The organism is Tumebacillus amylolyticus (assembly GCF_016722965.1).
Lineage (GTDB): Bacteria > Bacillota > Bacilli > Tumebacillales > Tumebacillaceae > Tumebacillus > Tumebacillus amylolyticus.
The window spans coordinates 367,857-394,110 of sequence record NZ_JAEQNB010000002.1 but is presented as its reverse complement, the minus strand read 5'-3'; the positions used below and the strand labels follow the sequence as shown (position 1 = coordinate 394,110).

The 26,254-nt window shown below is 56.9% G+C and carries 22 protein-coding genes and 1 other RNA gene; 20 read left to right on the top strand and 3 right to left on the bottom strand.

Annotated features, from left to right (window positions below):
• Positions 1 to 143 precede the first annotated feature (143 nt).
• Positions 144 to 1,103 carry a tRNA modification radical SAM protein MnmL/YtqA gene (gene mnmL, locus JJB07_RS08875; protein ID WP_201633815.1) on the top strand — a complete coding sequence of 320 codons (960 nt, stop codon included), beginning with the start codon at positions 144 to 146 and terminating at the stop codon, positions 1,101 to 1,103.
• Positions 1,104 to 1,254: 151 nt separating this feature from the next.
• On the opposite strand, the gene JJB07_RS08870 is transcribed toward mnmL, so the two are convergent.
• Together JJB07_RS08870 and JJB07_RS08865 are read right to left on the bottom strand one after the other, a co-directional pair.
• A complete protein-coding gene (locus tag JJB07_RS08870) occupies positions 1,255 to 2,379 on the bottom strand; it encodes a DUF3600 domain-containing protein (protein ID WP_201633813.1) in 1,125 nt (374 codons plus the stop codon).
• Positions 2,369 to 2,956: a sigma-70 family RNA polymerase sigma factor gene (locus JJB07_RS08865; RefSeq protein WP_201633811.1), complete on the bottom strand. Its 588-nt coding sequence runs from the start codon at positions 2,954 to 2,956 to the stop codon at positions 2,369 to 2,371. The genes JJB07_RS08870 and JJB07_RS08865 overlap by 11 nt, the downstream gene beginning before the upstream one ends.
• A 108-nt stretch (positions 2,957 to 3,064) precedes the next feature.
• Here JJB07_RS08865 and mnmM point away from each other — a divergent pair, with 108 nt between their 5' ends.
• The 4 genes from mnmM (at position 3,065) to JJB07_RS08845 (ending at position 5,408) form a co-directional block, all read left to right on the top strand.
• Positions 3,065 to 3,634, top strand: coding sequence for a tRNA 5-(aminomethyl)-2-thiouridylate-methyltransferase MnmM (mnmM, locus tag JJB07_RS08860; RefSeq protein WP_201633809.1), 570 nt, complete (start codon positions 3,065 to 3,067; stop codon positions 3,632 to 3,634).
• 68 nt (positions 3,635 to 3,702) lie between these two features.
• Positions 3,703 to 4,251 (top strand): RNA polymerase sigma factor, encoded by a 549-nt coding sequence (locus JJB07_RS08855; protein WP_201633807.1) that lies wholly within the window; start codon positions 3,703 to 3,705, stop codon positions 4,249 to 4,251.
• On the top strand, positions 4,248 to 4,886 hold the full coding sequence (locus tag JJB07_RS08850; RefSeq protein ID WP_201633805.1) for a hypothetical protein: 639 nt from the start codon (positions 4,248 to 4,250) through the stop codon (positions 4,884 to 4,886). The genes JJB07_RS08855 and JJB07_RS08850 overlap by 4 nt, the downstream gene beginning before the upstream one ends.
• 54 nt (positions 4,887 to 4,940) lie before the next feature.
• On the top strand, positions 4,941 to 5,408 hold the full coding sequence (locus JJB07_RS08845; protein WP_201633802.1) for a cupredoxin domain-containing protein: 468 nt from the start codon (positions 4,941 to 4,943) through the stop codon (positions 5,406 to 5,408).
• A 60-nt stretch (positions 5,409 to 5,468) separates the two neighbouring features.
• Here JJB07_RS08845 and JJB07_RS08840 read toward each other — a convergent pair whose 3' ends face one another.
• Positions 5,469 to 7,292, bottom strand: coding sequence for a DNA/RNA non-specific endonuclease (locus JJB07_RS08840; RefSeq protein ID WP_201633800.1), 1,824 nt, complete (start codon positions 7,290 to 7,292; stop codon positions 5,469 to 5,471).
• 123 nt (positions 7,293 to 7,415) lie between these two features.
• Here JJB07_RS08840 and JJB07_RS08835 point away from each other — a divergent pair, with 123 nt between their 5' ends.
• From JJB07_RS08835 to ssrS, 15 genes are all read left to right on the top strand, one after another.
• Complete coding sequence (locus JJB07_RS08835) at positions 7,416 to 8,561, top strand: acyl-CoA dehydrogenase family protein (protein WP_201633798.1); 1,146 nt, start codon at positions 7,416 to 7,418, stop codon at positions 8,559 to 8,561.
• Positions 8,562 to 8,585: 24 nt separating this feature from the next.
• Positions 8,586 to 10,187, top strand: a complete 1,602-nt coding sequence (locus tag JJB07_RS08830; protein ID WP_201633796.1) for a long-chain fatty acid--CoA ligase — start codon at positions 8,586 to 8,588, stop codon at positions 10,185 to 10,187.
• A gap of 47 nt (positions 10,188 to 10,234) precedes the next feature.
• Entirely contained in the window at positions 10,235 to 10,510 is a 276-nt protein-coding gene (locus tag JJB07_RS08825) for a hypothetical protein (RefSeq protein WP_201633793.1), read from the top strand.
• A gap of 87 nt (positions 10,511 to 10,597) precedes the next feature.
• On the top strand, positions 10,598 to 13,852 hold the full coding sequence (locus JJB07_RS08820) for a PD-(D/E)XK nuclease family protein (protein ID WP_201633791.1): 3,255 nt from the start codon (positions 10,598 to 10,600) through the stop codon (positions 13,850 to 13,852).
• A complete protein-coding gene (locus JJB07_RS08815) occupies positions 13,849 to 17,469 on the top strand; it encodes a UvrD-helicase domain-containing protein (protein WP_201633789.1) in 3,621 nt (1,206 codons plus the stop codon). The genes JJB07_RS08820 and JJB07_RS08815 overlap by 4 nt, the downstream gene beginning before the upstream one ends.
• Positions 17,470 to 17,491: 22 nt before the next feature.
• On the top strand, positions 17,492 to 17,788 hold the full coding sequence (locus tag JJB07_RS08810) for a hypothetical protein (RefSeq protein ID WP_201633786.1): 297 nt from the start codon (positions 17,492 to 17,494) through the stop codon (positions 17,786 to 17,788).
• Positions 17,789 to 18,027: 239 nt separating this feature from the next.
• The gene (yjbM, locus tag JJB07_RS08805) at positions 18,028 to 18,828 is read left to right on the top strand and encodes a GTP diphosphokinase (RefSeq protein WP_201633785.1); all 801 of its coding nucleotides are present in this window, start codon (positions 18,028 to 18,030) and stop codon (positions 18,826 to 18,828) included.
• Between the two features lie 345 nt (positions 18,829 to 19,173).
• The gene (locus JJB07_RS08800) at positions 19,174 to 19,482 is read left to right on the top strand and encodes an iron-sulfur cluster assembly protein (RefSeq protein ID WP_201633782.1); all 309 of its coding nucleotides are present in this window, start codon (positions 19,174 to 19,176) and stop codon (positions 19,480 to 19,482) included.
• Positions 19,483 to 19,867: 385 nt separating this feature from the next.
• The gene (gene sufC / locus JJB07_RS08795; protein ID WP_201633780.1) at positions 19,868 to 20,704 is read left to right on the top strand and encodes a Fe-S cluster assembly ATPase SufC; all 837 of its coding nucleotides are present in this window, start codon (positions 19,868 to 19,870) and stop codon (positions 20,702 to 20,704) included.
• Positions 20,701 to 21,993, top strand: coding sequence for a SufB/SufD family protein (locus JJB07_RS08790; protein ID WP_201633778.1), 1,293 nt, complete (start codon positions 20,701 to 20,703; stop codon positions 21,991 to 21,993). Before sufC ends, JJB07_RS08790 begins: the two co-directional genes overlap by 4 nt.
• Complete coding sequence (locus tag JJB07_RS08785; protein ID WP_201633776.1) at positions 21,990 to 23,186, top strand: cysteine desulfurase; 1,197 nt, start codon at positions 21,990 to 21,992, stop codon at positions 23,184 to 23,186. The genes JJB07_RS08790 and JJB07_RS08785 overlap by 4 nt, the downstream gene beginning before the upstream one ends.
• On the top strand, positions 23,183 to 23,611 hold the full coding sequence (gene sufU, locus JJB07_RS08780) for a Fe-S cluster assembly sulfur transfer protein SufU (protein WP_201633774.1): 429 nt from the start codon (positions 23,183 to 23,185) through the stop codon (positions 23,609 to 23,611). Before JJB07_RS08785 ends, sufU begins: the two co-directional genes overlap by 4 nt.
• The gene (sufB, locus tag JJB07_RS08775; protein WP_201633772.1) at positions 23,608 to 25,029 is read left to right on the top strand and encodes a Fe-S cluster assembly protein SufB; all 1,422 of its coding nucleotides are present in this window, start codon (positions 23,608 to 23,610) and stop codon (positions 25,027 to 25,029) included. The genes sufU and sufB overlap by 4 nt, the downstream gene beginning before the upstream one ends.
• Before the next feature lie 168 nt (positions 25,030 to 25,197).
• Entirely contained in the window at positions 25,198 to 25,830 is a 633-nt protein-coding gene (locus tag JJB07_RS08770; protein ID WP_201633770.1) for a DUF6602 domain-containing protein, read from the top strand.
• 212 nt (positions 25,831 to 26,042) lie between these two features.
• Positions 26,043 to 26,234: non-coding RNA, 6S RNA (gene ssrS, locus JJB07_RS08765), on the top strand.
• Positions 26,235 to 26,254: the final 20 nt, after the last annotated feature.

The following is a 26,254-nucleotide window of genomic DNA, read 5'->3' as shown; positions in this document are numbered from 1 at the left end:
CTAGTGTGCTTCATGACCCGCTGGTTGTGCTGTATCATATGTCCCGTATGGGTGGATGGTACCGGGGACTCAGGGAGAATGCAGATTTTTTCTTGAAAATAGGCTACAATATAACGATGAAGTTACTGGAAAGGAGTCACGACATGACTCACATCGAATCTTCGCGCACCCCGCTGTTGTGGGGGGACAAGCGCTATCATACGTGGAATCATCATCTGCGCGGCATCTTTGGGGAGAAGATCTTCAAAGTGCCGCTCGACGCCGGGTTTACGTGCCCGAATCGGGACGGAGCGGTTGCGACGGGCGGTTGTACGTTTTGCTCGGCTCGCGGGTCGGGGGACTTTGCGGGAGACCGCACGGACGATCTCGTGACGCAGTTTCACGAGGTGACGGAGCGGATGCACAAGAAATGGCCCAAGGCGAAATACCTCGGGTACTTCCAAGCGTACACGAACACGTACGCACCGGTGGAGACGCTGCGTGAGTATTATGAAACGATCTTGGAGCAAAAGGATGTCGTCGGGCTCTCCATTGCGACGCGCCCGGATTGTTTGCCGGATGATGTGGTGGAGTATCTCGGAGATTTGAATAAGCGGACGTATCTGTGGTTGGAGCTCGGGTTGCAGACGATGCATGAATCGACGGCGGAGACGATCAATCGGGCGCACGATTTTCAGACGTACCTCGATGCGGTGGATCGTTTACGCAAGCAGGACATCCGCGTTTGTTCGCATATCATCCTCGGGTTGCCGGGCGAGACGGACGAGATGATGATGGAGACGGCGAGGGCCGTGGCGAAAATGGACGTGCAGGGGATCAAGATTCACCTGTTGCATCTGTTGAAGTATACGCCGATGGTGAAGCAGTGGGAAGAAGGCATGGTGGAGTTCATCGACCAAGATCGCTACATCAACTTGGTGTGCGACATGCTGGAAATTCTGCCGCCGGACATGGTCATCCACCGTCTGACCGGCGACGGTCCGCCGGATACGCTGATCGGCCCGCTGTGGAGTTTGGACAAGTGGTCGGTGCTCAACGGCATCGATGCCGAGATGAAAAAGCGAGACTCTTGGCAAGGCAAGTTCTACGACCCACAAGCGTAACCGCACAGGGCATACGGAAAAAAAGAGAACCCTCTTGGCAAGGGTTCTCTTTTTGCGTGCAGGGATGGTGGGATTGCGAAGGCAGGGTATGCAGGCAGGGGGCCCTGCAGGAGTGGGGAGTCCCGCAGGGGTATTTTTTTAGTGGGTGCTCTTATTTGAGGCGTTCGGAGACTTGGTTGATGACCGCCAAGGCTTGATCATATTGTTTTTTCTCATCGCCGGTGACGGCGGATTCGTCGAAGCGGTAGGCTTTGTTTTTGAGGACGTAGTGGTTGGCTTGGATGGAGTCGAACGTGATCAGGGCTTCCAAGTAAGCGTCCTGCTCTTGCGGGGTCAGCACATCTTGGCTTTGGAGTTTCTGATGGCGGATGCGCTCCAAGTACGGCTGTTCTTGCTTGAGCAGTTCCTTCGCTTGGGCACGCGCTTCCGCCGGCAGTTGGTTGTAGTTGAGCAACATGTTGTTCGGCTGGTACTGTCTACGAAGGTGGTTGAGTTGGTTCTGAATGTCACGGTACTTCTGATAGTCCGCTTCCCCGATCGTGTCGATCTCCTTCTGCTCATACTCATTGGGCAGGTGGATTTTTTCATTGACGCTCTCGATGAGATCATTCGCGGACACATAGCGGTCTTTAAGATCGTCCGGCAGTTTCTCCACGTCGATCTCCCGGTCGTACTCCACACCCGTCCGCGCCATCACCGTCTGGTACGTCAACTGCGCTTCCAAGTACTGATCGTATTCCTCGGCCGTCAGCACGTCTCGGGTAGATTTGTTGTGGTTGAGTTTATCATCGTCCGGCGTCATCGAAGCCATCAGTTGCTTCAGCGTCGCACGATCTTCCGCCGAAAGCTTGTCGACGTCAATGTGACCGTACTTGTCGCCGTGCTCAGACAGAAACCCGATGTACTGCTTGCGAATCGCGACGAACTTCGCGTATTCTTCCTCACCCAGTTCGCGTTTCGCTCCCGAGAGCTTGAGCGCGAATCCGGCGTAGGTTTCCTTGGTGAAGCTCTTGAATGATTTCTTCGCTTGTTGGAACGACCCGTAGATGTCGTCCCCGAGCATCCCGCTGTCGGCGGCGAACCCGACGCTCGGAACCAGCAGGCAAACGGCGGCAACGGCGGTGAGAAGTTTCTTTTTCATAGGGGATCTCTCCTTTTTTTGTTCCTTCAGATGAAGTTCGTAGGAGTTGCGGACACGGTCTTTCAGATCGGCAGGGGGCGTCATCCGGGACGCTTGCTTGGCGAGGTCGTGCTGAAGCTGGTTTTCAGTAGACATGGGGGCTTTCCACCTTTCGCGGTACCGAGGGTTCTTCAAACGAGATGCGCAGTTGCTTCAACGCCAGATGATGTCTGGATTTCACCGTGCCAAGCGGGATGGTCAGCAGTTCCGCGATCTGCTCCAAACTGTAGTGCTGGAAGTAGCGCAAGATCACGACGACGCGCAGTTTGTGCGACAGTTGGGCGACTCGCTCCACCAACTCTTGGCGCGTCTCGTCTTGCAGGACTTGGTCTTCCGTGTGAACATGTTCTTCGACTTCGAGCGACTTCTTGCGGTCGATCAAACGCAGTCGGCGCCAGACTTTGCGTTTCCAATCTTGGACGGTGTGAACGGCGAGTCCGTGCAACCAAAAGCGAAACTCGCGAGTGGCATCATAGCGGTGCAGCGACTTCCACATTCGGATGTACACCTCGTTGACGATGTCGGCCACGTCCTGTCTGTCGGTGACGAGAAACGACACGATGCGGTAGATATCCTCGCAGGTGTTTGTATAGACAATTTCGAAGGCGTTGCGATCGCCGGCGATCAATTTTTCTAGCCAGTCTTGCCATTCCTGATCAGTGAACTGGATCATTGGGGGGCCCTCCCATCGTGCTTTCATACGTATCTTCGCTCTGGACCCGGAAAAGGTTCAGTCCATTCTTGAGAAAATTTTACAACAGCAAGGGAGGTTTTGTCCGACATGGTGATCAAGCCGATGTTGGCGTATGTACGAACGTTGCTCACGGAGGTTTTGAATGAGGGAGACGTCGCCGTCGACGCGACGGTGGGGAACGGGCATGACACGCTGTTTTTGGCGCAACTCGTGGGAGAGAGCGGGCGCGTGTACGGGTTTGATATTCAAGCAGAGGCGTTGGCGTCGGCACGGGCTCGTTTGGAGGAAGCAGGCGTGGCGGAGCGAGCCGCTTTTTTCCTGGAGAGTCATGCCGAGATGCGCGAGTTCGTTCCGGCAGGTGTGAAAGCGGTGACGTTCAACCTTGGGTACTTGCCCGGCGGTGATCTCTCGGTGGTCACGACCGAAGCGAGCACCGTACCCGCCTTGCAAGCCGCGCTCGACCTGCTCGTCCCCGGCGGCATCCTCTCCGTGATGCTCTACGCGGGACATGACGAGGGCAAAGTCGAGTCCGAAGCGGTCCTCGATTGGGCGCACCACCTTCATAAAAAAGAAGCGCATGTGCTCATGTACCGCTTCTGGAATCAAAAAAACTCCCCGCCGATCCTCCTCGCCATCGAAAAACGCGGACGTTTGTAACGTTCCGGACTTTTCTACCGACTACATAGACAAAGGAATTCGCGAGAGAGAGAAAGAGGGTGGGCTCGATGGTGGAACACGATCTCGACGAGTGGTACCGGCTCTACCACCGAGATGTGTTTGCGTATATCGGCTATCAGGTGCGAGGTCGGCAGGACGCCGAAGACATCGCGCAGGAAGTGTTTGTGCGCGTGTTGCTGGGAGCGGAGCGTTTTCAGGGATTGTCCACGCCGAAGACGTGGATTCTGACGATTGCCCGGAGGACGGTCGTGGATTGGTATCGCAAGAAGCGGTTGAAAAATTGGTTCTCGCTATCTCACGCCGAAGAGATCGCAAGCGTTGAACAGACCGCCTACGAAACGGCGGAACGGCACGCCAAGGAAGCCGCTCTGCGCCAAGCAGTCCGCGACTTGAAACAAGACATGCGCGACGTCGTTGTGCTTCGGATGATGCAGGAGCTCTCCACAGAAGAGACTGCGCAGATTCTCGGCTGGACGTCTGCAAAGACGCGCACGACCCTGCACCGCGCGATGAAAAAATTGCAACAACTGCTGGGCGAAGACCCGCTTTTTGACGAATGGGCACAAGCGGCCGAGGAAGGAGTGAGCACCCGATGAGCGATCCGCGCTGGAACCACCTGCCGAACGAATTGAAATCCCTTGGAAAAAAATCGCCGGACACCCCTGCGGACCCCGCCGCTTTCAAAGAGCGCGTCTTGCGGGAGTATGAGCGTCGGGCTGCATTTCATCATCGAGTCCGCTGGCTTCGTCAAGGAATGGTCGTCGTTGGAGTCTGTACGGCAGTGGTGGTTGGGTTCCTCGTTGCCAAGCCTGTGGTTGTGCAACACGACCCGTCGCCGTCGCCTTCGACTGCGAAACAAGCCCAACCCCCAATTGAAGAAGTGGTGTACGAAGCTTCGAACGTGCCGAACTTACCGACTCAGGAGCTAACGTTCCTCGATGCCACGAGCGCGCAGAAATGGTTGAGCACGGCGAATCTCCCGTCCGACAAGCAAATCGATCCGGCGCGGGAGGTCGGGTATTACCTGCTGAACGGCAGCTTGCAGTCGATGACGCTCAGCGAGGGAGACCTGCAAGTGAAAATCTCGCATGTCCCCGGACACCTGCAAGTCTTGCGGATACCGCTCACCCGGTTGAAGCTCTCGGGGCTGTCTGGCAAGATGCTGACGATCCACATCTACGATGAAAGCGGGACGACTGTAGTAGCAACAACCCAAGTGAAAGTGCCGTAACGGATGGAACGTCCATCGCTGGGAAGACTACCTGAAAAAGGAGGTCTTGTCGCGATGAACTACACCCGTTGCCGCAAATGGCTCCTCGGCACCACCGTCGCCCTTTTTGCCGCCGCACTGACCGCGCCGGACTATGTACGAGCGGAGACCCACACCTACACAAACACCGCCCATATCGCGGATAAAAAGCCTGTGGCCCAGCAAGAGTATTGGATCGTCACGAACGAGATCAAATCCCCGGCGAAGGACGGAGTGCCGGAGATGGAAGTCTACCGCTGGGACCCCGGATTCCTCGTCGTGCAGAAGGGCAAGCCGGTCACCCTGCATTTCTACGGAGTCAAAGGCAAAGCCCACCCCTTCGAAATCCAAGGGCTCGGCGTCAAAGGCGATGTGCAAAAAGGCAAAGTCACAACCGTCAAGTTCACGCCAGACAAAGTCGGGACTTTCCCGATCGTCTGCCTCACGCATCCCACTCTCGACCAACACGGCCCGATGGTCGGCTATCTGCGAGTGGAAGAGTAACGACGAGATGAAAAAAAGAGACTCGGAACGCCCTGAGCGTCCGAGTCTTTTTTTGCGTCATTACTTGAATTTCACCCGGTATTTCTTGAGGATCTTCGAGGGAGAACGCTCCCCGCGGGGCAAGTCGAACAGGCCGGAGATTTTCCGTTTCTCTGCCGAACTGATCGTATATTTCTTGCCTTTCAACGTATTGAGTGCGATGACGTTGTGAATCAGGCCTTGGAAGGCTTTTCGTTTGAGTTTCACTTTCCCGTGCAAATCCTTGCGCTGCGCTCGGTTCGCTTTCACCATTTGGAGTCGGCGGATGTGCGTTTTCGTGATCACTTTGCGCAAGAGGAGTTGTTTTTGCGGAGTTTTGTCATCGAGTGGGTCTTGGGCTTTTTTCAGTTCGAGTTCAATCTCATCCCGCATCGCGTTATCATCAGACTGCATCAGTTGGAAGCGCAACGCCTCGGTGGTTAAGAACTGCAACTCGTTGGCTTCAGGCATGATCTCGAGGAAATTCACGCCCATTCCGTATGCTTGTTCCGTAGATACACTGTCATCGGGGAGTTCATTCAACTCTTTCATGTACGCATCGTCATTTTGGAACTGCTCTTCGTCGCCCTTCACGTCTTGCAACAACTGATTGAGTTCTTTTTCGAGATCCAAAATTTCTTGGAGCGTGGTTTCATTCAGTTTGACTTCGCCGTAGTTGGTCTTCTCCGGACCTTTCCAGTCAATCGGCTTGCCCTTGAGGTCGCGCTCTTCCGGTTGGACTTGCATCATGCGGTAGTTGACCGAACGTACCTTTGAAATGTCGGAGATGGCGTCGTCGTGCTTCATGTCTTGCGCGTCTTTGTCTCCGAACTTGAGCATGTAGCGCGCGGTGTATTGCGAATCGTCATGAACGAGTTTGTCGTTGTCCAAGTTGTTCGTCAACTGCTTGTACGTCCGGCTCATGTCGTCATCTCCGTTGCTGTTGTCAACGGCAGGTGCTCCGAAGGAACCGCCTTGGTTCGTAATCTGCGCAGACGCTTCCCATTTGTACGGGATGCGGGAGGGGAGTTGAATTTCCCACGGCTTGGTGTCGTCGAGTTTGAAGATGACTTTGTGTTCCAGCAATTGGTTCTGGTCGACGGAGAAGTTCAGACTCTTGTAGCCCAGTTCGACGGTGTAGGAGATGACCGTTCCTTTTTTGGCTTTGCGCAACATCTGTTCAATCGTGTAGTTGTACGCCCCTTGGTTGTTCTCGCGATCTTGCGGAGCCACGTTCCACGCTCTGTCCGCATTGGAGCCGCCCAGAACTTGATAGCCGACGAGATGCCCGCCGTCATACGCCGTTGCACGTGCTTTGTCAAACCCGTCTCGCAAAAGCAACTCTTCGTTCCCCAAGCGGCCGATCGCGGTGACCACCGGATTGCCTTGGCGGGCGTCCGGCTGGCTTTGCTTGTTCAACGTGGCGGATACCGAATGAGGCCGGTCGATGTTCTCGCCCAAGTCTTTGCTCGTGGGAAACGCGTTCGGATTGAGATTGTCCTGAAAAATCGATTTGAGCACGCCGTAAAAAGTCGGCAGGTTCGAATCCGACTGGTACTTGGTGATCTTGCCCTCCGAACCCTCGGGGTCGGCGACGTCATCGTCCTCAAGCGTTCCTTTGTCGTAGGACTTTCCACCGAACTCAAACTTCCCTTGGACGACCTGTTGCTTTCTCTGCGCGGCGGCGAGATAGCGGGCAACGGAACGGTTGCCTACGGTCTTCTGCATCTGCATAAGATGTTGAGGGGACAGCCCTCCTCGCCCTGTCGCGGGAGCCGAGGGCTTCTGCATCGCTTTGGCTTGCGTGGTTGAAGCGGTGGGGGAACTTGCTCGGCGCTCTGATTTGCCTTGGGTGTGCCGTTCCACAGGGGAAGCCCTCCTTGGTCGATGCAATTCTTGTTGGTGAAAGGATTCGACACCCACCCACCAACCCCTTTTTCCTGTTATACTATCCTCAAACGACCGTTAGTTCGAATGGAGGCTATACGTATGCCACACTTATATTTACAGGACGAGCATCATATGTTTCGCAAAGCAGTCCGCAAATTTCTTGAGCGCGAAGCCGCTCCGCATTACGACCAATGGGAGGAAGACCGCCTGATCCCGCGTTCCTTCTGGGAAAAACTCGGCAGCCAAGGCTACCTCTGCCCGGACATCGACGAAGCCTACGGAGGCGCGGGGGGAGACTGGGGCTACTCAGTGGTTTTAAATGAAGAACTCGAACGAATCGGCTCCTCCACCGTCGGGATCATGCTCCACAGCGACATCGTCGTCCCGTACATCACAGCATTCGGAACTGAGGAACAAAAACAACGCTGGCTCCCCGGTTGCTGCACCGGCGAAATCATCACCGCCATCGCCATGACCGAACCAGGCGCAGGCTCCGACCTCTCGAACATCCGCACCACCGCCGTTCGCGACGGGGACCACTACATCCTGAACGGGCAGAAAACATTCATCACCAACGGCATCCAATCCGACCTCATCCTCGTCGCCTGCAAAACCGACCCCAAAGCCCAACCGGCTCACAAGGGCATCTCGCTTCTGCTCGTCGAGCGCGACACTCCCGGATTCTCCCGAGGTCGCAAGCTGAACAAAATCGGCCTGCACGCGCAAGACACTGCTGAACTGATCTTCGAAGACTGCCGTGTCCCCGCGATCAACTTGCTCGGCGAAGAAGGTCACGGCTTCAAGTACATGATGGAAAAACTCCAACAGGAGCGCCTCGTCGTCGCCATCGCCGCCCAAGTCTCGGCGGAAGAAATGCTCAAGATGACGATCGACTACGTAAAAAGCCGCGAAGCATTCGGCAAATCTGTCAGTAAATTTCAGAACACTCAGTTTACAATTGCGGAACTCGCCACCGAAATCGAAGTCGGCCGCGCTTTCCTCGACCAACTGATCGCCGACCACATCCACGGCGAAGACATCGTCACCAAAGTCTCCATGTCCAAATGGTGGACCACCGAAATGGCCAAACGCGTCTCCGCGCAATGCATGCAACTGCACGGCGGCTACGGCTACATGGAGGAATACCCGATCGCACGCCGCTTCCGTGACATTCCCGTCTCGGCGATCTACGCCGGCAGCAACGAAATCATGAAAGTGATCATCGCGAAAAACTTAGGCCTGTAGCCACCAGAGGAGGAAGCCTCGTCCATGATGGATTTCCCGTTAACACTCCGCACTCTTTTTGAACGCGCCGAAAAACTGTTCCCGAAAAAAGAAATCGTCTCCCGCACACTCTCGGGCCTGTTCCGATACACCTACGCCGACTACACCCGCCGCACGCGCAGATTGTCCAGCGCTCTCGAAACGCTGGGCATCGAGCGGGGAGACCGAGTCGCGACATTTGCATGGAACGACCATCGCCACTTGGAAGCCTACTTCGGGATTCCCTGCATGGGCGCGGTCTTGCACACCGTCAACATCCGTCTCTCGCCTGAACATATCGCCTACATCGTCAACCACGCCCAAGACCGCGTGATGCTCGTCGACGAAACCTTGATCCCCGTCTTGGAAAAAGTGGCGGATCAGCTCACCACCGTCGAAGCCTACATCATCATGACTGACAAGCCCGAACTCCCGCCGACGACCTTGTCCCCGGCGTATTCCTACGAAAAACTGCTCCAAGACGCAGACGAAACCTACGCCTACCCGCAAGACCTCGACGAAAACGCGGTCGCCGGCATGTGCTACACATCGGCCACCACAGGCAACCCCAAGGGCGTCACCTATTCGCACCGTGGAATTTTCCTGCACAGCATGAACCTCGGCTTGGCAGACACCACGGCCATTTCCGAAAGCGATTCGCTCTTGCCGGTCGTCCCGATGTTCCACGTCAACGCGTGGGGCATGCCGTTTGCAGGTGTTTGGTTCGGTTCCAAGCAAGTCTTGCCCGGCCCGGCACCGACCCCGCACATCTTGCTGGAACTGATGGAGGGGGAAAAAGTGACGCTGGCCGCAGGCGTGCCCACCGTCTGGCTCGGCGTGCTGAAAGCGTTGGAGGAGAAATCGTACGATCTCTCGTCTCTGCGCGCCACCCTCTGCGGCGGTTCGGCAGCTCCGCGCGGACTGATCGCCGCCTACGAATCCAAGGGCATCCCGTTCCTCCATGCCTACGGAATGACTGAAACCGCCCCGATTGCGCTGGTTTCGCGCCTGAAGAGCTACCAGCAAGACCTCCCCGAGGAGGAGCGTCTCGACATCCGTGCCAAACAAGGCATGCTCGTACCGGGTTTGGAGATGCGCATCGTCGGGCAAAACGGCGACGTCCCGTGGGACGGACAAGAGATGGGCGAAATTCTGCTGCGCGGTCCGTGGATTGCCAGTGAATATTTTGAAGACGACCGCACCGCCGATTCGTTTCGCGACGGCTGGTTGCACACCGGAGACGTCGCCGTCATCGACGAAGAGGGCGTCGTCAAACTGGTGGACCGCACGAAAGACCTCGTGAAAAGCGGCGGCGAATGGATTTCCTCCGTCGATTTGGAGAACGCCCTGATGGCACACCCCGCCGTATTTGAAGCCTGCGTCACCGGCATCCCGCATGCCAAATGGGACGAACGCCCGCTTGCGTTCGTCGTGTTGAAGCAGAAGGACAGTGTCGCCAAACAAGACCTCCTCGACCATCTCCGAGGCCAATTCGCCAAATGGTGGATTCCCGACGACGTCGTGCTCCTCGACGAGATTCCGAAAACGTCCGTCGGCAAGTTTTTGAAACGAGCGCTGCGGGAGCAGTACCGCGACTTTTATTTGTAGGCAAGACCTGAGAACCCCTGAATAGGCTAGAAGAGGGAGGGGTTCTCATGAACGAAATGAAAAAGAAAACCGGCCTCGCTCGAGCTTCCGTCTATGTGTATTCCTTGCTCTTGCTGGTGTTCATCGCGGTGCAAATCGTCTTCGAAGTGCGCCGCGGACAGTTCTGGGATGACAACTTAGCGGAAAAAGCGGAGGTCTCCATCGCGAAGTTCCATGATCAGATTCAAGTGACCTACTTCACGTGGATTTGCTCGATTGCAGCCGTCACGATTCTCTGGGCGATTGCGGTTGCGGTGAGCAAGCGTAGACAAAAAAAAGCATAATTTGGCTCGTACACACTTGTAGAGGGGGCTACCCCTCTTTTTTGTATGCATGTAGAATAGAGAGATAGACAAGGAGGTCGGAACTACATGCGAGAGGTGATCTGCGGCCCGTTCCACAGCGGGCATCGTGAACTGTGGGTACAGGAATTTCGAGAGTTGGTGGAGGCAGGTCGCGCGCAGACCTGCCTTTATATCGTGCCGACGCGCGGATTGGCAGGGGTCGTGCGGGATTCAGTGTTGGAAGGACTGCCCGGCGTGGTGGGGGAGCAGATTCTCACCCTGTTTGAAGTGGTCGAGGAAGTCCTGCGTCGCAGCGGGAACTCTTATGTCCGACTGGATGCTCTCGCGACGGAACGGTTGGTCGCAAAAGTGTTGCGTACGCTCGGACGAGCAGGCGTTCACTGGAACGGGGCATCACTGGAAGAACTGGCGCACAGTCCGGGTGTCGTCTCTGCGTTTCAACGCCACATCGGCGAATTGACGCGAGCGCGTCTCAACCCGTCGAAAATCGTGGAGATGGTGCGCGGAACGGCAGACGAACAGGCGATGGAAGTCCTCGCGCAAGTCTACGAATCCTACCGCAGCGAGTTGAAAAACGGCGCGTACCCGCTTCAGGATACGGAAGAAACCTACGTCGAAGCTGCCCGCATCTTGCGCGAAGACGGCTTGCAGAAGCTGTTCCCCGGAGTGGACCGTATCTTCATCGACTCTTTCGTGGACTTCCTGCCGCACCAGATGGAAGTCGTGATTCCGTTTTTGCATGCTGAGCGAGTGCAGATTTATTTGCCGTATCAGACGGAGCGTTGGCGTTGGATGGAAAGCGCGGCAGGTTTGATGGAGCAGACGCTGGCACAGTTTTTGGCGAATGGTTTGCAAGTGCGGTTGGAGGACGCCGATCCCGCCGCAGAACCAGACATCCCCGAGGATCTCCTGCACCTCCAAGCCCGACTCTTCGCCCCGCACCCGCAATCTCTGGAAAAAACACCGTCCCTTCGCACCTTCCGTGCGCGAACGGTGGAGAAAGAATGGCTGTGGGTCGCGAAGCAGATCAAGCACTTGCACCATGAGGGAGTTTCCCTGCGCGACATCGCCGTCCTCACAACGCAAGAACTGGAACACGGAGGTCTCTTGCACCGCGTCCTCACCCGCGAAGGAGTGCCTCTCCAGCAAAACGTCTCACTTCCCGTAGACCGTGTCCCGTGGTTGAGAGACCTCTTGACCCTCTACACCCTCGACGACGCGATCTGGCACCGCGACACGCTGGAAGTCCTCGCCGGAGCCGACGCTTTGCTCGGAGACCACCCGTTAAAAGGCAAACAAACCATCCCGCAACGCCTTTCCCGCCAACTCGGCGTCGTCAAAGGCCAAGCGTTATGGAAAAAGAGAGTCGAGGAGCAACTGGGATTCGACTTCGAAGGCTCGCCCAACGCAGAACTTCGTGCCCTCTACGACTTCCTCAACCTGCTCGCCGCCAAAACCGCTTCACTCCCGCGCACAGCAGACGGCGCAACGCATGCGGGAGCGATGCGGGCGCTTTTACCGGAGCAGGGGACGTTCCAACATGCACTGGTTCAGCGATACCGCGAGAACTCCGGCTACGGTCTCAACGACTTGCAACGCGACCTCCGTGCCCGCGAGTCTTTGGAAAAAGTGCTCGACGCCCTCGAGCACATGGACGCCCTATTAGATGAAGAAAGTGCCTACACCCGAACGGAATTCGTCCAACTTCTCGGCAATTACCTGAACGCGGAGGAAATCACTCTCGAACGCGGCAAACCGAACGGCGTTGCTCTGCTGAACCCCTCTGCCGCGCGGGGACTCACGTTTAAGCATGTCTTTTTCGTCGGCCTTAACGAAGGCCAATGGCCGACCGTCCCGAGTGCTTCTTGGTTGCTGCGAGACGCTTTGCGCGAAGAATTGACCGACCGCGTCTCGTTGCTCGCTCCGCAAGTGCAGATCGACCAGCAACGCCTGTTTTTCCTCATGGGCTTGCACACCGCGACCGTCGGGGTCTCTTTTTCCTACGTCAGCGCATCCAAGCAAGACCTCCCGTCCCGCTTCCTCTCTCAACTGTTTGAGATTGCACCTCATCTCGCTGTGGAATCGGACGACTATCTGGGCGGCTCGGCGCTCTACCCGCAGTCGCCCAAGGACATCTCCAACCAAGCGGAAGCCCGCGACTGGCTGGCCGCGATGCAGCGTCGCACGAACCGGAACGCCGAAGACGTACTCGCAGCTGAAGCTCTTCTGCAAGTCGAGCCTGACTTCTGGAAGCAAGTTCGTTCCCAAGTCGAAGGCGAGCAAGCCCGCGCCGCATCTGTCGGAGAGAGCCGCTTCGACGGCCTGCTCCAATCTCAAGAAATCCGTGATGAACTCAGCGACCGCTACTCCACCGAACGCATCTACAGCGTTTCGCAATTCAACCGCTACGGCGAGTGCGGCTATAAATTTTTCCTCTCCCGCGTGCTCAACCTCGACTCCACATCGGAGGAGGAAGCCGAACTCTCCGCGATGGAGAAGGGCAACCTCTACCATCGCGTTTTGAACCGACTCTACGACCAACTGCGCGAAGTCGACCGCGTGACCACTGAGTTGATCGACTTCATGCGAAGCCAACTTCAGACGCTTTTTTCCGAGGAATGGTCCCGCGCCCAATCCAACCGCTACACCGAAGTCGGCCTGCGTCAACAACTCGAACGCGACCGCTTGCTTCGCCGACTCCGCGATTGGTTCGACGGCGAAGCAGAAGCCTGGAAAGCCCAAGGCATCGCCCTCGTCCCGCGCTATCTCGAATGGGTCTTCGGCATGAACAGCGGCCCCGAGCACGACCCGCGATCCCAGCGCGAACCGATCACCGTAGGCGACCTCAAACTTCGCGGGCAGATCGACCGCATCGACGCCACGCGCGACGGCAAATTCATGGTCGTCGACTACAAAGCGAAAAACACCAAACCGATGCCCCGCGCCATCCAGAACGGTATCGACTTCCAACTTCCCGTCTACGTGCGCGCCGTGGAACAAGCGCTTTTCCCTGACGGAGAAGTCGTTGGAGCTGCGTATTATTCAATCGAAAAAGTGGACCGTTCCACGAGCGCACTCGTGAAGGCCCCCTATCTCGACGCCCTTGGCATGGGCAAGAAAAAAACCAAGTTTGACGACGAATCGTGGAACGAGTTGCTTTCCACGTCTGAAGTCATGATGCACGACTACCGCCAACGCATGGCAGACGGTCAATACCCTGTCTTGCCGAGCGACGAAACCCATTGCACGTTCTGCGACTTCCGAAAAGTCTGTCGCCACAATGCCCTGCGCACCCTGCAGAGAGGAGCTGTGTCCGAATGACCGACCCCCGACCCACAACAGGCCAATGGAAAGCCATCCGCGATCTTGAACGTCATCTGACCGTCTCCGCAGGGGCCGGTGCGGGCAAGACGTGGGTGCTGACCGAACGCTACACCGCCATGCTCGCAGGCTATCCGCTGATTCTGCCGCCGCTGGAACTCGAAACTGAAGCAAACGCAGACTCCGACCAACATCCCAGCCGACCCGGTCAAATTGTCGCGATCACGTTCACCAAGGAAGCGGCAGGGGAGATGAAGGCGCGAATTCGGGAACGACTCTCTCGTTGGAAGCACGAAGCGGCCGACGAGGACAAACGCCGTATCGCGCTCTTGCAAGAAGAAGTCGAACGCGCCACGATCACGACGATCCACGGGTATTGCTCCGACCTCTTGCGCCAATATCCATTAGAAGCGGGCATCGATCCGCAAGCCCGCGTACTGGAAGAGAGCGAAGCGATGTTTCGCCTCGAAGAAGCGGTGCGCGAAGCCCTCGACGAAGGACTTGCCCGCGAGGACGCAGGCACGCTCGCTCTGATCACCGAGTACGCCTACGAACCGCTTCTCCGCCACATCATGGATTTTTACCCGAGCGTTCGTGAACAGACGGAGGACTTCACCGGCATGACCTCGCACACGCTTGCCATGCTGGACGAACTGAGCGCAGGTCTTGAATCGGCTGTCGATACGCTGGAATCCCTCATCGGCAACATCCTCAGCCTCGACCTCGACGCTCTCGATGCAAAAAAAGGCTCTGTCGCCCGCGCCCTTCGCCTTCGTGCGGAGTACCCGGCGATCTCCAAAGTCCTCACCCAATGGCGGGCAAGCGGCTGGGAGTATACGCCTGACATCGCCGTGATTCTCGAAACACTCACGTCCGGCTGGGGTGTGCTCGTCAAGGAACTCAAACCTGACGTCAACGCTCTCAAAGCCCACGTACCCTCCGTTTCTCGCCACATCGTCCCATCCGGCTTGCGTGATACAGTCGTGTACCTCGCCGATCTTTTACAAGCGGTCCACACGCTCTATACCGAGAAAAAAAATCGAGACCGCGCCCTCGATTTCACCGACCTGCAAAACCTCGCCGTCCGTCTCTTGCAACGTCCCGACGTGCGCAATTGGCAGGCGAAATCCTTGCGTTTTCTCATGGTGGACGAGTTCCAAGACACCAACCCCGTGCAAAAACATCTCCTCGACGCGCTCACCACAGGCAACGACGACTTGCGCCTGTTCGTCGTAGGGGATGCCAAGCAATCGATCTACCGGTTCCGCGGAGCCGACCTGCAAGTATTTCTCGACACGCAGCGCGAAGTCGGCGAGTCCGGCGGGGAACACGTCCCGCTCGCCCACAACTTTCGTACGCAGGAGCCGATTATCACCTTCGTCAACTCGTTGTTCGACCTGCTCATGCCGGGCACGTACGAACCGATGCAAGCGACTCGCCCGGCGACGCACGACCAGCCGATGGTTGAAGTCCTGCATTTGACCGAGGAACCCGGCTCCCTCGAACAAAAATTGATCGAAGCCCGCATCGTCGCAACCAGAATTCGCGAAATGGTCGGGGGAGGTAGCACGCAAGATTTCGATGGCTCCTGCGGAGAGTCCCTACTCCCGAACCGAGACGGTACCCTGCGCACCGTCCAATACCGCGACATCACGATCCTTTTTTCCGCGATGACGCACGTCTACATCTATGAGCACGCTTTGCAACAAGCGGGCATCCCGTACTACATCGTCGGCTCCCGCGATTTTTTCCGCCGTCAGGAAATTTTCGACCTCGTCTCCGTCCTGCAAGTGCTGGTTGAGGAACACGATACCGTCGCCCGAATCGGAGCCCTGCGCTCGCCGTTGTTCGGGGTCTCTGACGAAGCCCTCTACTGGCTCGGTCGCGAGGGACTGACAGCCCCCGATTGGCGAGAGCTCCCAAACTGGCACCGCCTCGCACTCGATGACCGCGAAAAACTCATGCGTGCCCAAACTCTCTTCCAACTCTGGCGCGAAGAGAAGTCTTACAAAAACGCCGCCGAAGTTCTCACCTCCATCCTCCACCACACCGGCTACGAGCAAGCCCTGCTCCTCACGTTCGGCGGTGACCAAAAAGTCGGGAACGTCCGCAAATTGGTGGAGATCGCCTACGACCAGCCCCCCGAGCGGGGAAGTGTGCTGGCGTTTTTATCCGAAGTCCAGAAACGCATCGACGGCGAAGTCAGGGAGGAGGACGCCCAAGTCGAGTCCGACCAAAGCGACGTCGTCAAGATCATGACGATCCACAAGTCCAAAGGGCTCGAATTCCCCGTGGTCATCTTGCCCGACATGGCCCGCACGTTCAACTTGAGCGAGGGCGGCAAGTTCCGCTACGATTCGAAACTGGGCCTCGTCCCGTCCTTCACGGAGAACGACGCTTGGAACGACTTCGGCTACTCGACCAAGCTGTCCGAAGACAACAAACAAAAAGCCCTCGCCGAAGAACGCCGCAAGCTCTATGTCGCCATGACCCGCGCCCGCGACTACCTCTTGCTCGTCGGCACCCGCGCCCTTGAGAAAAAAACAGCCCCCACGCTCGAAGACTCGCGCTGGTTCGGCTGGCTCCAAGCAGCCGAAGTCCAGAACTGGGAAGGCGTGCGCTGGGTGCAGATCGGACCGACCGAGGGCACTTTTGAAAAAAATACAGCAGTCGCAGAAGCCACACCAACCCTTGAAATCCCGGAACGCCCCGGCACATCGGAACCTCCGCTCACGGAACTCTTCCCGCTGCTCGGCCCGATCCAACCGCGTGCTGACGAGATGCCGGGGCTTACGCTGTCCGTCTCCGCCCTGCTCACGTACTTCACCTGCCCGCGCCAATACTTCTACAAGTACGCACTTCGTCTGCCCGAACTGGCACGACCGCTGGAAGACACGCAACAAATTTCACTCTTCGATGCGGACGAAACGGTAGAGGAGCCCAACCTCACCTCCACCGAACTGGCCGACACCGACGCCGAGCACGACCCGACCGTCCGAGGCACGCTCGTCCACCGCGTCTTGGAACTTTTGCAAGACCCGGCAGACCTGCAAACACTGCTTCGCCATGCCCTCGCCGAACGCAAAATCGTCGGGGACGAAGCGGACGCTTGGATTCCGATCCTAGAGGGAGACCTGGTCCGCTATACGCAGAGCGAGATCTTCCGCGAAGTCCAATCGGCAACCGAACAACACAGCGAGATGATGTTCCGCCTGCGCGCCGGTCGCCACGCCATCACGGGGGTCATCGACAAGCTCTACAAAAAAGACAACGGACGTGCCGTCGTCCTCGACTACAAAACCAACCGCATCACCCGCCGGCAACTCAAGCGAACGACGCACCACTACACGCCGCAGTTGCAACTTTATACGCTCGTCGCTGTTGAACTGCTCGGTTGGCACGTCGAGCGGGCCGTTCTCTATTTCACAGCCCTCGACGAGGAATCGGAAGTCTCGATTGCGCCGGCCGATCTCGAAACCATGCAATCCCGCCTCCAAGCGGCTTGCGACCACATCGCCATGCATGACGACGAGACCGACTTTGCGCAGACCGAAGAACTTGGCACGTGCGGACGATGCCCGTACCAGTTGATTTGCCGAGGAGATATGCTATCATGACGAAGGAAGGAGCGATCTACCCATGAACTACCAAGACTACGTAACCGCCATTCAAACCATCGCGTACGAATACATCCCGAACGAGCAACCCCTGACGCGCGAAGCGGCCGACCAACTCGGCGCCCGCCTGCTGGGACTCGACATCGTCAACCCGATTCCGACCCACACCACCCGCCACCAAACGGTCATCTGCTACCGTGAAAAAGGCAACTGGGTCCCGGTTACCATCCATTTCCAAACCAACGACCAAGGCACCATCCGCTACGCCCGTATGCACGCCCCCAGCTTCGTGAAGGAATACGGCGAAGAACTCATCTAATTCAAAAAAGAGGAGCCCACCACGCGGCTCCTCTTACTTTTCACTTCCATAAAATTCCCACCCGCAAGCCATACTACAAAAGCGACAAAACAACCCCCGCCTTCGACAGAATCTCTCACGCATGGGTACAAACTTGCGGAGAATACAATAATAAGGCATCATAAAAAATGGATGAATCCCGCCAAATTTGCTATGATCAAATGTGTGATTGGAATTGCGAGAAGAAGGGGGCGTCCCGTGTGTACGGACGTGATTGGGAGACGTTCTTACTTCCCTACGAACAGGCCGTGGAGGAGCTCAAGGTCAAGTTCCGCTCCTTGCGAACCGAAATTAAACATAAGGAAGAATACACCCCGATCGAATTCTGCACCGGTCGGGTCAAAAAAGTCTCCAGCATTATCGAAAAAGCCAAGATCCTCAACATCCCGCTGGAGAACGTAGAGGAAGTGCCGGACATCGCCGGCATTCGAATCATGTGCCAGTTCCAAGAAGACATGCACCGCGTCGCCGAGCACATCCGCGCGCGCAAGGACATGACCGTCGTGGAAGAGCGCGACTATGTAACCAACCGCAAACCGAGCGGGTATCGCAGCTACCACTTTATCGTGAAGTACCCGGTACAGACGGTACACGGCGAGCAAGAACTGTTGGCGGAGGTCCAATTGCGGACGTTGGCGATGAATTTCTGGGCGACGATTGAGCACTCGTTGAACTATAAATACAAAGGCAACATCCCGGAACAAGTCCGCGAACGACTGGTCCGCGCTGCCGAAGCCTCCTACCGTCTCGACGGCGAGATGTCGGCGATCCGCGACGAGATCAAAGCGGCGCAGATCCTGTTCGAGACCAAATCGAACACCGTGGCCGACATCCTCTCCATGATTGAAAAAATGATTCACAACGGCCATCTCGAACTCGCCGCCGAATACCACCAGAAATTCCACGAAGCACAGTCCGAGGACATCCAAGCCTTGCAACACCTGTCCGAAGAAATCAAGCAAGTGCTTCATCAACAAGAGCAGAACAACTCCTTTTTCTAAGCAAAAAAAGAGCGACCGCACATAGCGGTCGCTCCTTTTTTTTTCACGTCGGGGGATTAGCAACCCGCGCCGTAACCCGGGGTTAGCAGAACGAACAGGACGAAGATGATCAAGAACACAACCGCCCAACGGGTGTAGCCACCAAAGGTACCCATCAGTAAATCCCCCTTTCCGAGAACATGCTGTATCCTATGTCCCACGAGTCAAATCGGAATAGGCGGATGGACGGGGTCGAACGAAAATGTGCGATTGTCCCGTATAAAAAAACTCCAACACGAGAAAAAACGCCAAAATTCCGCATAGACTGTGACAAAACCTTTCCCACAACGCGAAAGGAGCGGTCTGGTGATCACGGAGGAAGACGTGCGCAACGAGTTGTTGGAAGTATGGGACCCGGAGTTGATGATGGACATCGTCAATCTGGGGTTGGTGTATGAAGTGCAGGTTCTGGAAGCGGGAAGCCGTGTTCGGGTGGTGATGACGCTCACTGCCATGGGGTGCCCGGCGTTTGACTCCATGCGGGACGACATCGTCGGTCGAGTCTCCGCACTCCCCGGCGTGGAGACGGTCGACGTCGAGCTGACATTCTCGCCCCCTTGGTCAAAAGACCTCATGTCGGAGGAAGCCAAGACCGTGTTTCGCTACTTATTTTAGAAGTCTCCAAGGACGACCTCTTTTGCATAAAAATGGAGAGTTGCCGAAATTTCCACACTTACGACCCGCGCATCGCGAGCCGCGGTCTCGAAACATTTGAGTATCCCCCTACTCTCCCTGCAAAGAGGTGTCGAATTCCCATGAAAAGCCCACGATGGCCTGTTTTCCTCTTCGCGATTCTGCTTGGACTCGCAACGGGAGACGCCGTCCTGTCGACCGCCGCGCAAGCCAGTCATTCACAAACCCAATACGAGTTGCAGCGATCTACACAGCCGAGCACTCTACACATACCTGCACTTTCCTCCAAAAAAGCCTGATGCCAACGAGCGCATCGGGCTTTTTTCCGTCATATGCTGTAGTACCCACATGGAGGGAGGCTTCTCAAATGGCACAACCGCTGTTACAGATCGAGGGCCTGCAAGTCTCCGTAGACGGCAAACCCATCGTGCAAGGGCTCAACCTGGAAGTAAAGGGCGGCGAAGTTCACGCGGTCATGGGCCCAAACGGAACCGGAAAAAGCACATTCGCCCAAGCCTTGATGGGCCACCCGCGCTATGAAGTGACAGCAGGCAAGGCCGTGCTTGACGGCAAAGACCTGCTCCAGATGAGCGTTGACGAACGGGCGAGAGCAGGCCTGTTTCTCGCCATGCAATACCCCGCCGAAATCCCCGGCGTTTCCAATGCCAACTTCATGCGACTTGCGGTCAACGCACGACGAGGAGAGGGCAACGGCTTGCCTGTCTTGCAATTTCACCGCCACTTGATGGCGAAGATGAAGGAACTCGGCATCGAGCCGTCCTTTGCCGAACGCTGTCTTAATGAAGGCTTTTCCGGCGGAGAGAAAAAACGCAACGAAATCTTGCAAATGGCCCTGCTCAAACCGCGCATCGCCATCCTCGACGAGATCGACTCCGGTCTCGACATCGACGCCCTGAAAATCGTCGCCAAAGCGGTCAACGAGATGCGCAATCCCGAGATGGGCGTCCTCGTCATTACGCACTACCAGCGATTGCTGAATTACATCGAGCCCGACCACGTCCACGTTCTGCTCGACGGTCAGATCGTCCGTTCCGGGGGCAAGGAACTCGCCGCGCAACTCGAAGAAAAAGGCTACGACTGGGTCAAGGAAGAGAAGCAACGCGAGGATCAAGCCAAACTCGCCGCCTCCGATCCGCGACCTCCGGAAGCGTTCGACCCGCCGGAAGGGGGTTGTTTCTCATGACGGTAGATGCGGTGGGCAAACAACTGGTGCAGATCTTGACCACGCAACGGCAGGAGCCGAACTGGTTGCGCGAGATGCGTGAACAGGCATTGGCGGCCTACGAACAATTGCCCGCCCCGCACACCCTCGATCTACGCACTCGACCCTTCGGCCCGTTTGCACCGCGCGACCCGGACCGCGCCTGTCCGGAACGCTGGGAGATGATGACGCCCTTTCAATCGGAACGCGGTCGAAAAAAAGCCGAGGTCTCCCGCCTCGTCTACGCCAATGAACGCAAGATTGCACATCATCTGGACATGGAAGTCGCGGAGAACGGCGTCATTTTTGCCGACTTGTCCTTGGCGGTTCGCGTGTTTCCAAGCCTCGTCGAACCGTATCTCGGGCAGGCGGTCACGGCGGACGACAAATGGACGGCGCTCTCGACGGCCGTGTGGAACCTGGGCGTTTTCGTCTACGTTCCAAAAAACGTGCAGGTCCGCGTCCCGTTGCAAGCCTGGTGGCAACGCACCGTCGGCGGCGGACAGCTTCATCCCCGTCTGCTCGTCGTCGCCGAGGAGGGCAGCGACGTAACGGTGGTCGCAGGCGAAGTCTCGAAGTTGCAAGAGCAAGCGTTCGGCGTTTTTGTCGCCGAGATCTTTGCGAAGCCGAACGCGCAAGTACGGTTGGCTTTTTTGCAAGAGCATGACCCGCAGATGACGCGAGCGGCGCATGTTCGGGCGAAAGTGGAACGAGATGCGAGGGTGCAGATTTTTGCTCATGACCGTGGATCGGGTACGGGTTTGGTGGACGTGATCGTCGAACAAACGGGCGACGGTTCGGAAGTCTGGCTCGACGGGTTGGTGACCGGAACGGGGAAGCAGCACCTCGATTTGACGTTGAAAGCGGAACACATCGGCCGCCATACGCTCTCCCGAATTCGCACGCGAGCCCTGCTGACCGATCATGCCAAGGCGACTTGCCGTGCCGTCTCCCAGATTGAAAAAGGAGCCGTCGGCACCGACTCTTCCCAAGAAGAGCGCGTCCTGCTCTTGAGCAAAACGGCGCAGGCGAATCCGATTCCGATGTTGCTGATCAACGAAGAAGACGTGCGCTGCGACCATTCGGCCTCCGTCGGACCGCTGTCGGAAGAGCAGTTGTACTATCTGAAATCAAGAGGCGTCACCGACTTTGAAGCGCGCAAGTTGTTGCTCAAGAGCTTCCTCGCCCCGCTTGTGCAAACGTCGCCGTTGCCGGTGGGAATGGAAGTGCTGACAGACAAGTGGCTGGATCGAAAGGGGGTGCTGAGATGAACGATTTTCCATTGCTGGAACGGGAGATGAACGGGCGTCCGCTCGTCTACCTCGACAACGCAGCGACGACGCAAAAACCCCAGCGGGTCCTCGACGTCATGGAGCGGTACTATCGCATGCACAACGCCAACGTCCATCGGGGGGTCTACCAACTTGCCGCCGAAGCGACAGACTTGTACGAAGCGGCGCGGGCCAAGGTCGCCGCTTTTTTGCATGCGCAAGGGGAGGGACAGATCGTATTTACGCGGGGGACGACGGAGGGGATCAATCTCGTTGCACAGGGGTATCTCGCGCAAAAGTTGCAGCCGGGGGATCGGATTTTGTTGACGGTGTCGGAGCACCACAGCAATCTCGTGCCTTGGCAACGCGTGGCCAAGGAGCGGGGGGCGGTGCTTCGCTTTTTGCCGCTGCTTTCGGATGGAACGATTGATCTCGTGGCCGCGGCGAGAGAAATTACGCCGCGCACGAAATGCATCGCTCTCGCCCACATCTCCAACGTCCTCGGCACCATTCACCCGATTCGTGCGCTTGCCGATCTTGCACATGCGGCAGGCGCGGTCATTGTCGTCGATGCCGCCCAATCGGTGCCGCATATGCCGGTGGATGTGCAAGCGCTCGATTGCGACTTTCTCGCCTTCTCCGGACACAAAACCTACGGCCCCACGGGCATCGGAGCTCTCTATGGAAAAACAGAACTGCTCGCCCAGACCGAGCCGGTGCAATCGGGCGGCGAGATGATCGACACCGTTGAACTGTACGATTCCACGTGGAAGCCGGCGCCGTGGAAGTTTGAAGCGGGGACGCCTGCCATTGCAGAAGCTGTGGGATTGGGTGCCGCCGTGGATTTTCTCACATGGCTTGGGATGGAGCATGTTCACGAAACCATACAGGACGTCACGCAGTACGCGTATGAAAAACTGCGTGAGATCGAAGGACTCACTCTCTACGGCCCCACCTCGCGGGGCGGCGTCATCGCGTTCAATCTCGGCACGATTCACCCGCACGATGTCGCGACCGTCCTCGACGCGCATGGCATCGCCGTTCGTGCCGGCCATCATTGCGCCCAACCTCTCATGCGCTGGCTGGGAGTGACTTCGACAGTCCGTGCCAGTTTCGGCATCTACAACACACGCGCTGACGTCGACGCCCTCGTAACCGCACTCGCTCGTGTAAAAGAGGTGTTCCACCCATGACCCCGAACCTCTCCGACCTCTACCGCCAAGTCATCCTCGACCATTCCCAGCACCCGCGCAATTTTGGAACGCTGGACGGAGCGCTCACCGTCGCCTTGCGAAATCCAACGTGCGGCGACGAAGTGACGCTTTTTCTCGACGTGCAGGACGGCGTGATCCACAGGGCTTCCTTTCAAGGCCACGGTTGTTCGATCTCGATGGCGTCCGCTTCCATGCTCACCGAATCGGTCATCGGACTTCCGCTTTCAGAGGCTCTCCACCTCAACACCGAATTTCGCAACCTCTTGCAAGGCCATACCTCTGATCCCCACCTCTTGGGCGATCTCGAAGTCCTCGTCGGCGTCGCCCAGTTTCCCGCTCGCATCAAATGCGCCCTGCTCTCGTGGAACGCTCTTGAGCAGGCGATTGGAGGGACCACCCCATGAGCGATCCTGAAAAAAAACCACCCAAGGAACTCCCGACTCTCTCCACCGACTACCGCTTTGGATTTCGCGACCAAGACATCTCCGTCGTCAAGTTCCAAAAAGGCCTCACCCGCAAAACGGTCGAAGAGATCTCCTCCCTGAAAAACGAACCCGGCTGGATGACCGACTTCCGTTTGAAGGCACTCGAGATCTTTTTTGAAAAAGAGATGCCGACCTGGGGCGGCGATCTCTCCGGCTTGAAGTTTGACGATATCACTTATTATGTCAAGCCCACCGACCGCCAAGGCAAGACGTGGGAAGAGGTGCCTGAGGAGATCAAAGACACGTTCGAAAAACTCGGCATCCCCGAAGCGGAGCGCAGTTTCCTCGCCGGCGTCTCCGCGCAATACGAGTCCGAAGTCGTCTACCACTCCATGCAACAAGACCTCGCCGACAAGGGCGTGATCTTCACCGACACCGACTCGGCACTCCGCGACCATCCTGAGATTTTCAAAAAATTCCTCGGCACCGTCATCCCGCCGCACGACAACAAATTCGCAGCTCTCAACTCCGCCGTCTGGTCGGGCGGCTCGTTCGTCTACGTGCCCAAGGGAGTCCGCTGTGAAGTTCCGCTGCAAGCGTACTTTCGCATCAACTCGGAGAACATGGGCCAGTTCGAACGGACGCTGATCATCGCCGAAGATGACAGTTTCGTACATTATGTAGAGGGCTGCACAGCTCCGATCTACTCCACCGACTCCCTGCATTCGGCCGTTGTCGAGATTATCGTTCGCGACCGGGCACGCTGTCGGTACACGACGATTCAGAACTGGGCACCGAACATCTACAACCTCGTCACGAAGCGGGCGGTTGCTTACGAAGACGCCACGATGGAGTGGGTGGACGGCAACATCGGCTCCAAGCTGACGATGAAGTACCCTGCCGTCTACATGCTGGGTCCGCGCGCGAAAGGCACGATTCTCTCGATCGCGGTCGCGGGTCGGGGTCAGCACCAAGACGCCGGTGCCAAAGTCGTTCATTTGGCACCGGATTGCACGTCGACGGTCGTTTCCAAGTCGATCTCCAAACAGGGAGGCAAGACGACATACCGCGGGCTCTGCGAATTCGGGCCGAAAGCGACGGGGTCGAAAGCGAACATCAAGTGTGACACGCTGATTTTTGACGAAACTTCGACGTCCGACACGATTCCCGTGAACCACGTGCGGTCGGAGGGTGTGACGCTCGAACACGAAGCCAGCGTCTCCAAAGTGTCGGAAGAGCAGATGTTCTACCTCCGAAGCAGAGGCTTGACGGAGGAAGAAGCCACCACGATGATCGTCATGGGCTTCATCGAACCGTTCACCAAGGAACTCCCCATGGAGTACGCCGTCGAAATGAACCGCCTGATCAAGTTCGAAATGAAAGGCTCAATCGGGTAAAAAGGGGCCCTGACCGCTGAGACGCGGAAAGGGCCTTTTTTTACGTGATTCCCTTGTCGAACCCTGTCTCGGTCTGCCATACTAAAGGGTGAGAAGTAGATGAGGGGAAGTGGAGTTGTGGTTTGGGAGGCTTTTTTTAAAGGAGTACACCGGGAGGAACGACGCCTGTTGTCCGGACAAGGCACTCTGGGACAACTCTTGACGCATTATTTTGAGCAGACGATCCAGCGTCGGTATGCCGTCACCAGCGGCTATGTCTATGCCGTGGACGGTTCGCACATGGAACGCAGCAGCGATTTGATTCTCTTCAACCGCCTGCATACGCCGAAGATGCGCAGCGGCGTCGTGCCGTTGATTCCCGTCGAGACGACCGGGGCGGTGATTCAAACGGTGGAATGCCTGACGGAGAACATCCTGATCGACGAGGCACAACATCTCCAACAAGTTCGTGCGTTGCCGACCGAGTGTCCGGTTACGATGGGTCTGATCGTCTGTGCCGCCAGTGAATTGTCGCTGACGGAGATCCGAGACCTGCTCGTGGAGCAACAACGCGATGTGCCGTTGACCGAACGGGTCAGCGCCGTATTTGTCTTGGGACAAGGTCTGGTGCTCTACGACGACCCGATGACGCAAGAAGCGCGGTACTTCCCGCTGGAGAGCTCTCGGATGACAGCGTTGGAGCGTGGGGAAGACACGTTGTCGTTCCTCATGCTGTATGTGTGCAGCTATTTGAATTCGATTGAATTCATCCCGCCGAACTTCCTCAAGCTCCTGTCAACTCAACACATCCCGGCGGAATAGGCAAGTCAGACCGGAAAACATAACTTTTGAGATACGTGAAGAAATGACCCCGCAGAACCGCTTTGCTCGTGTTTACGGGGTCGCTTGTTGAAACCGTTAAGTTGAGGGGAAGCTTTCGAAGCAGTATGATAAGGACATCAACCACGCACCAACGTATACAACAACGAACGCTTGATCATACTAAGCAACATACACACCAGTGAATCTAACGTTGATTCCTGCGGTGTTCGTCTGGGTTCTTCGTGTTTTGAACCTTGAGTGTTTCCAGGGAGACAGAACTCGCGAGTGAATGACACGCCCACCTCCTTTCGAGGACGTATGGGAAGTCAGAAACCGCGACGGGTCACCCACCTGCTGATAGCAGGTTCTGAAACACAGAGCTCGACGGCACAGGCGGGATACATATTTGAAAGACGAGAACCGT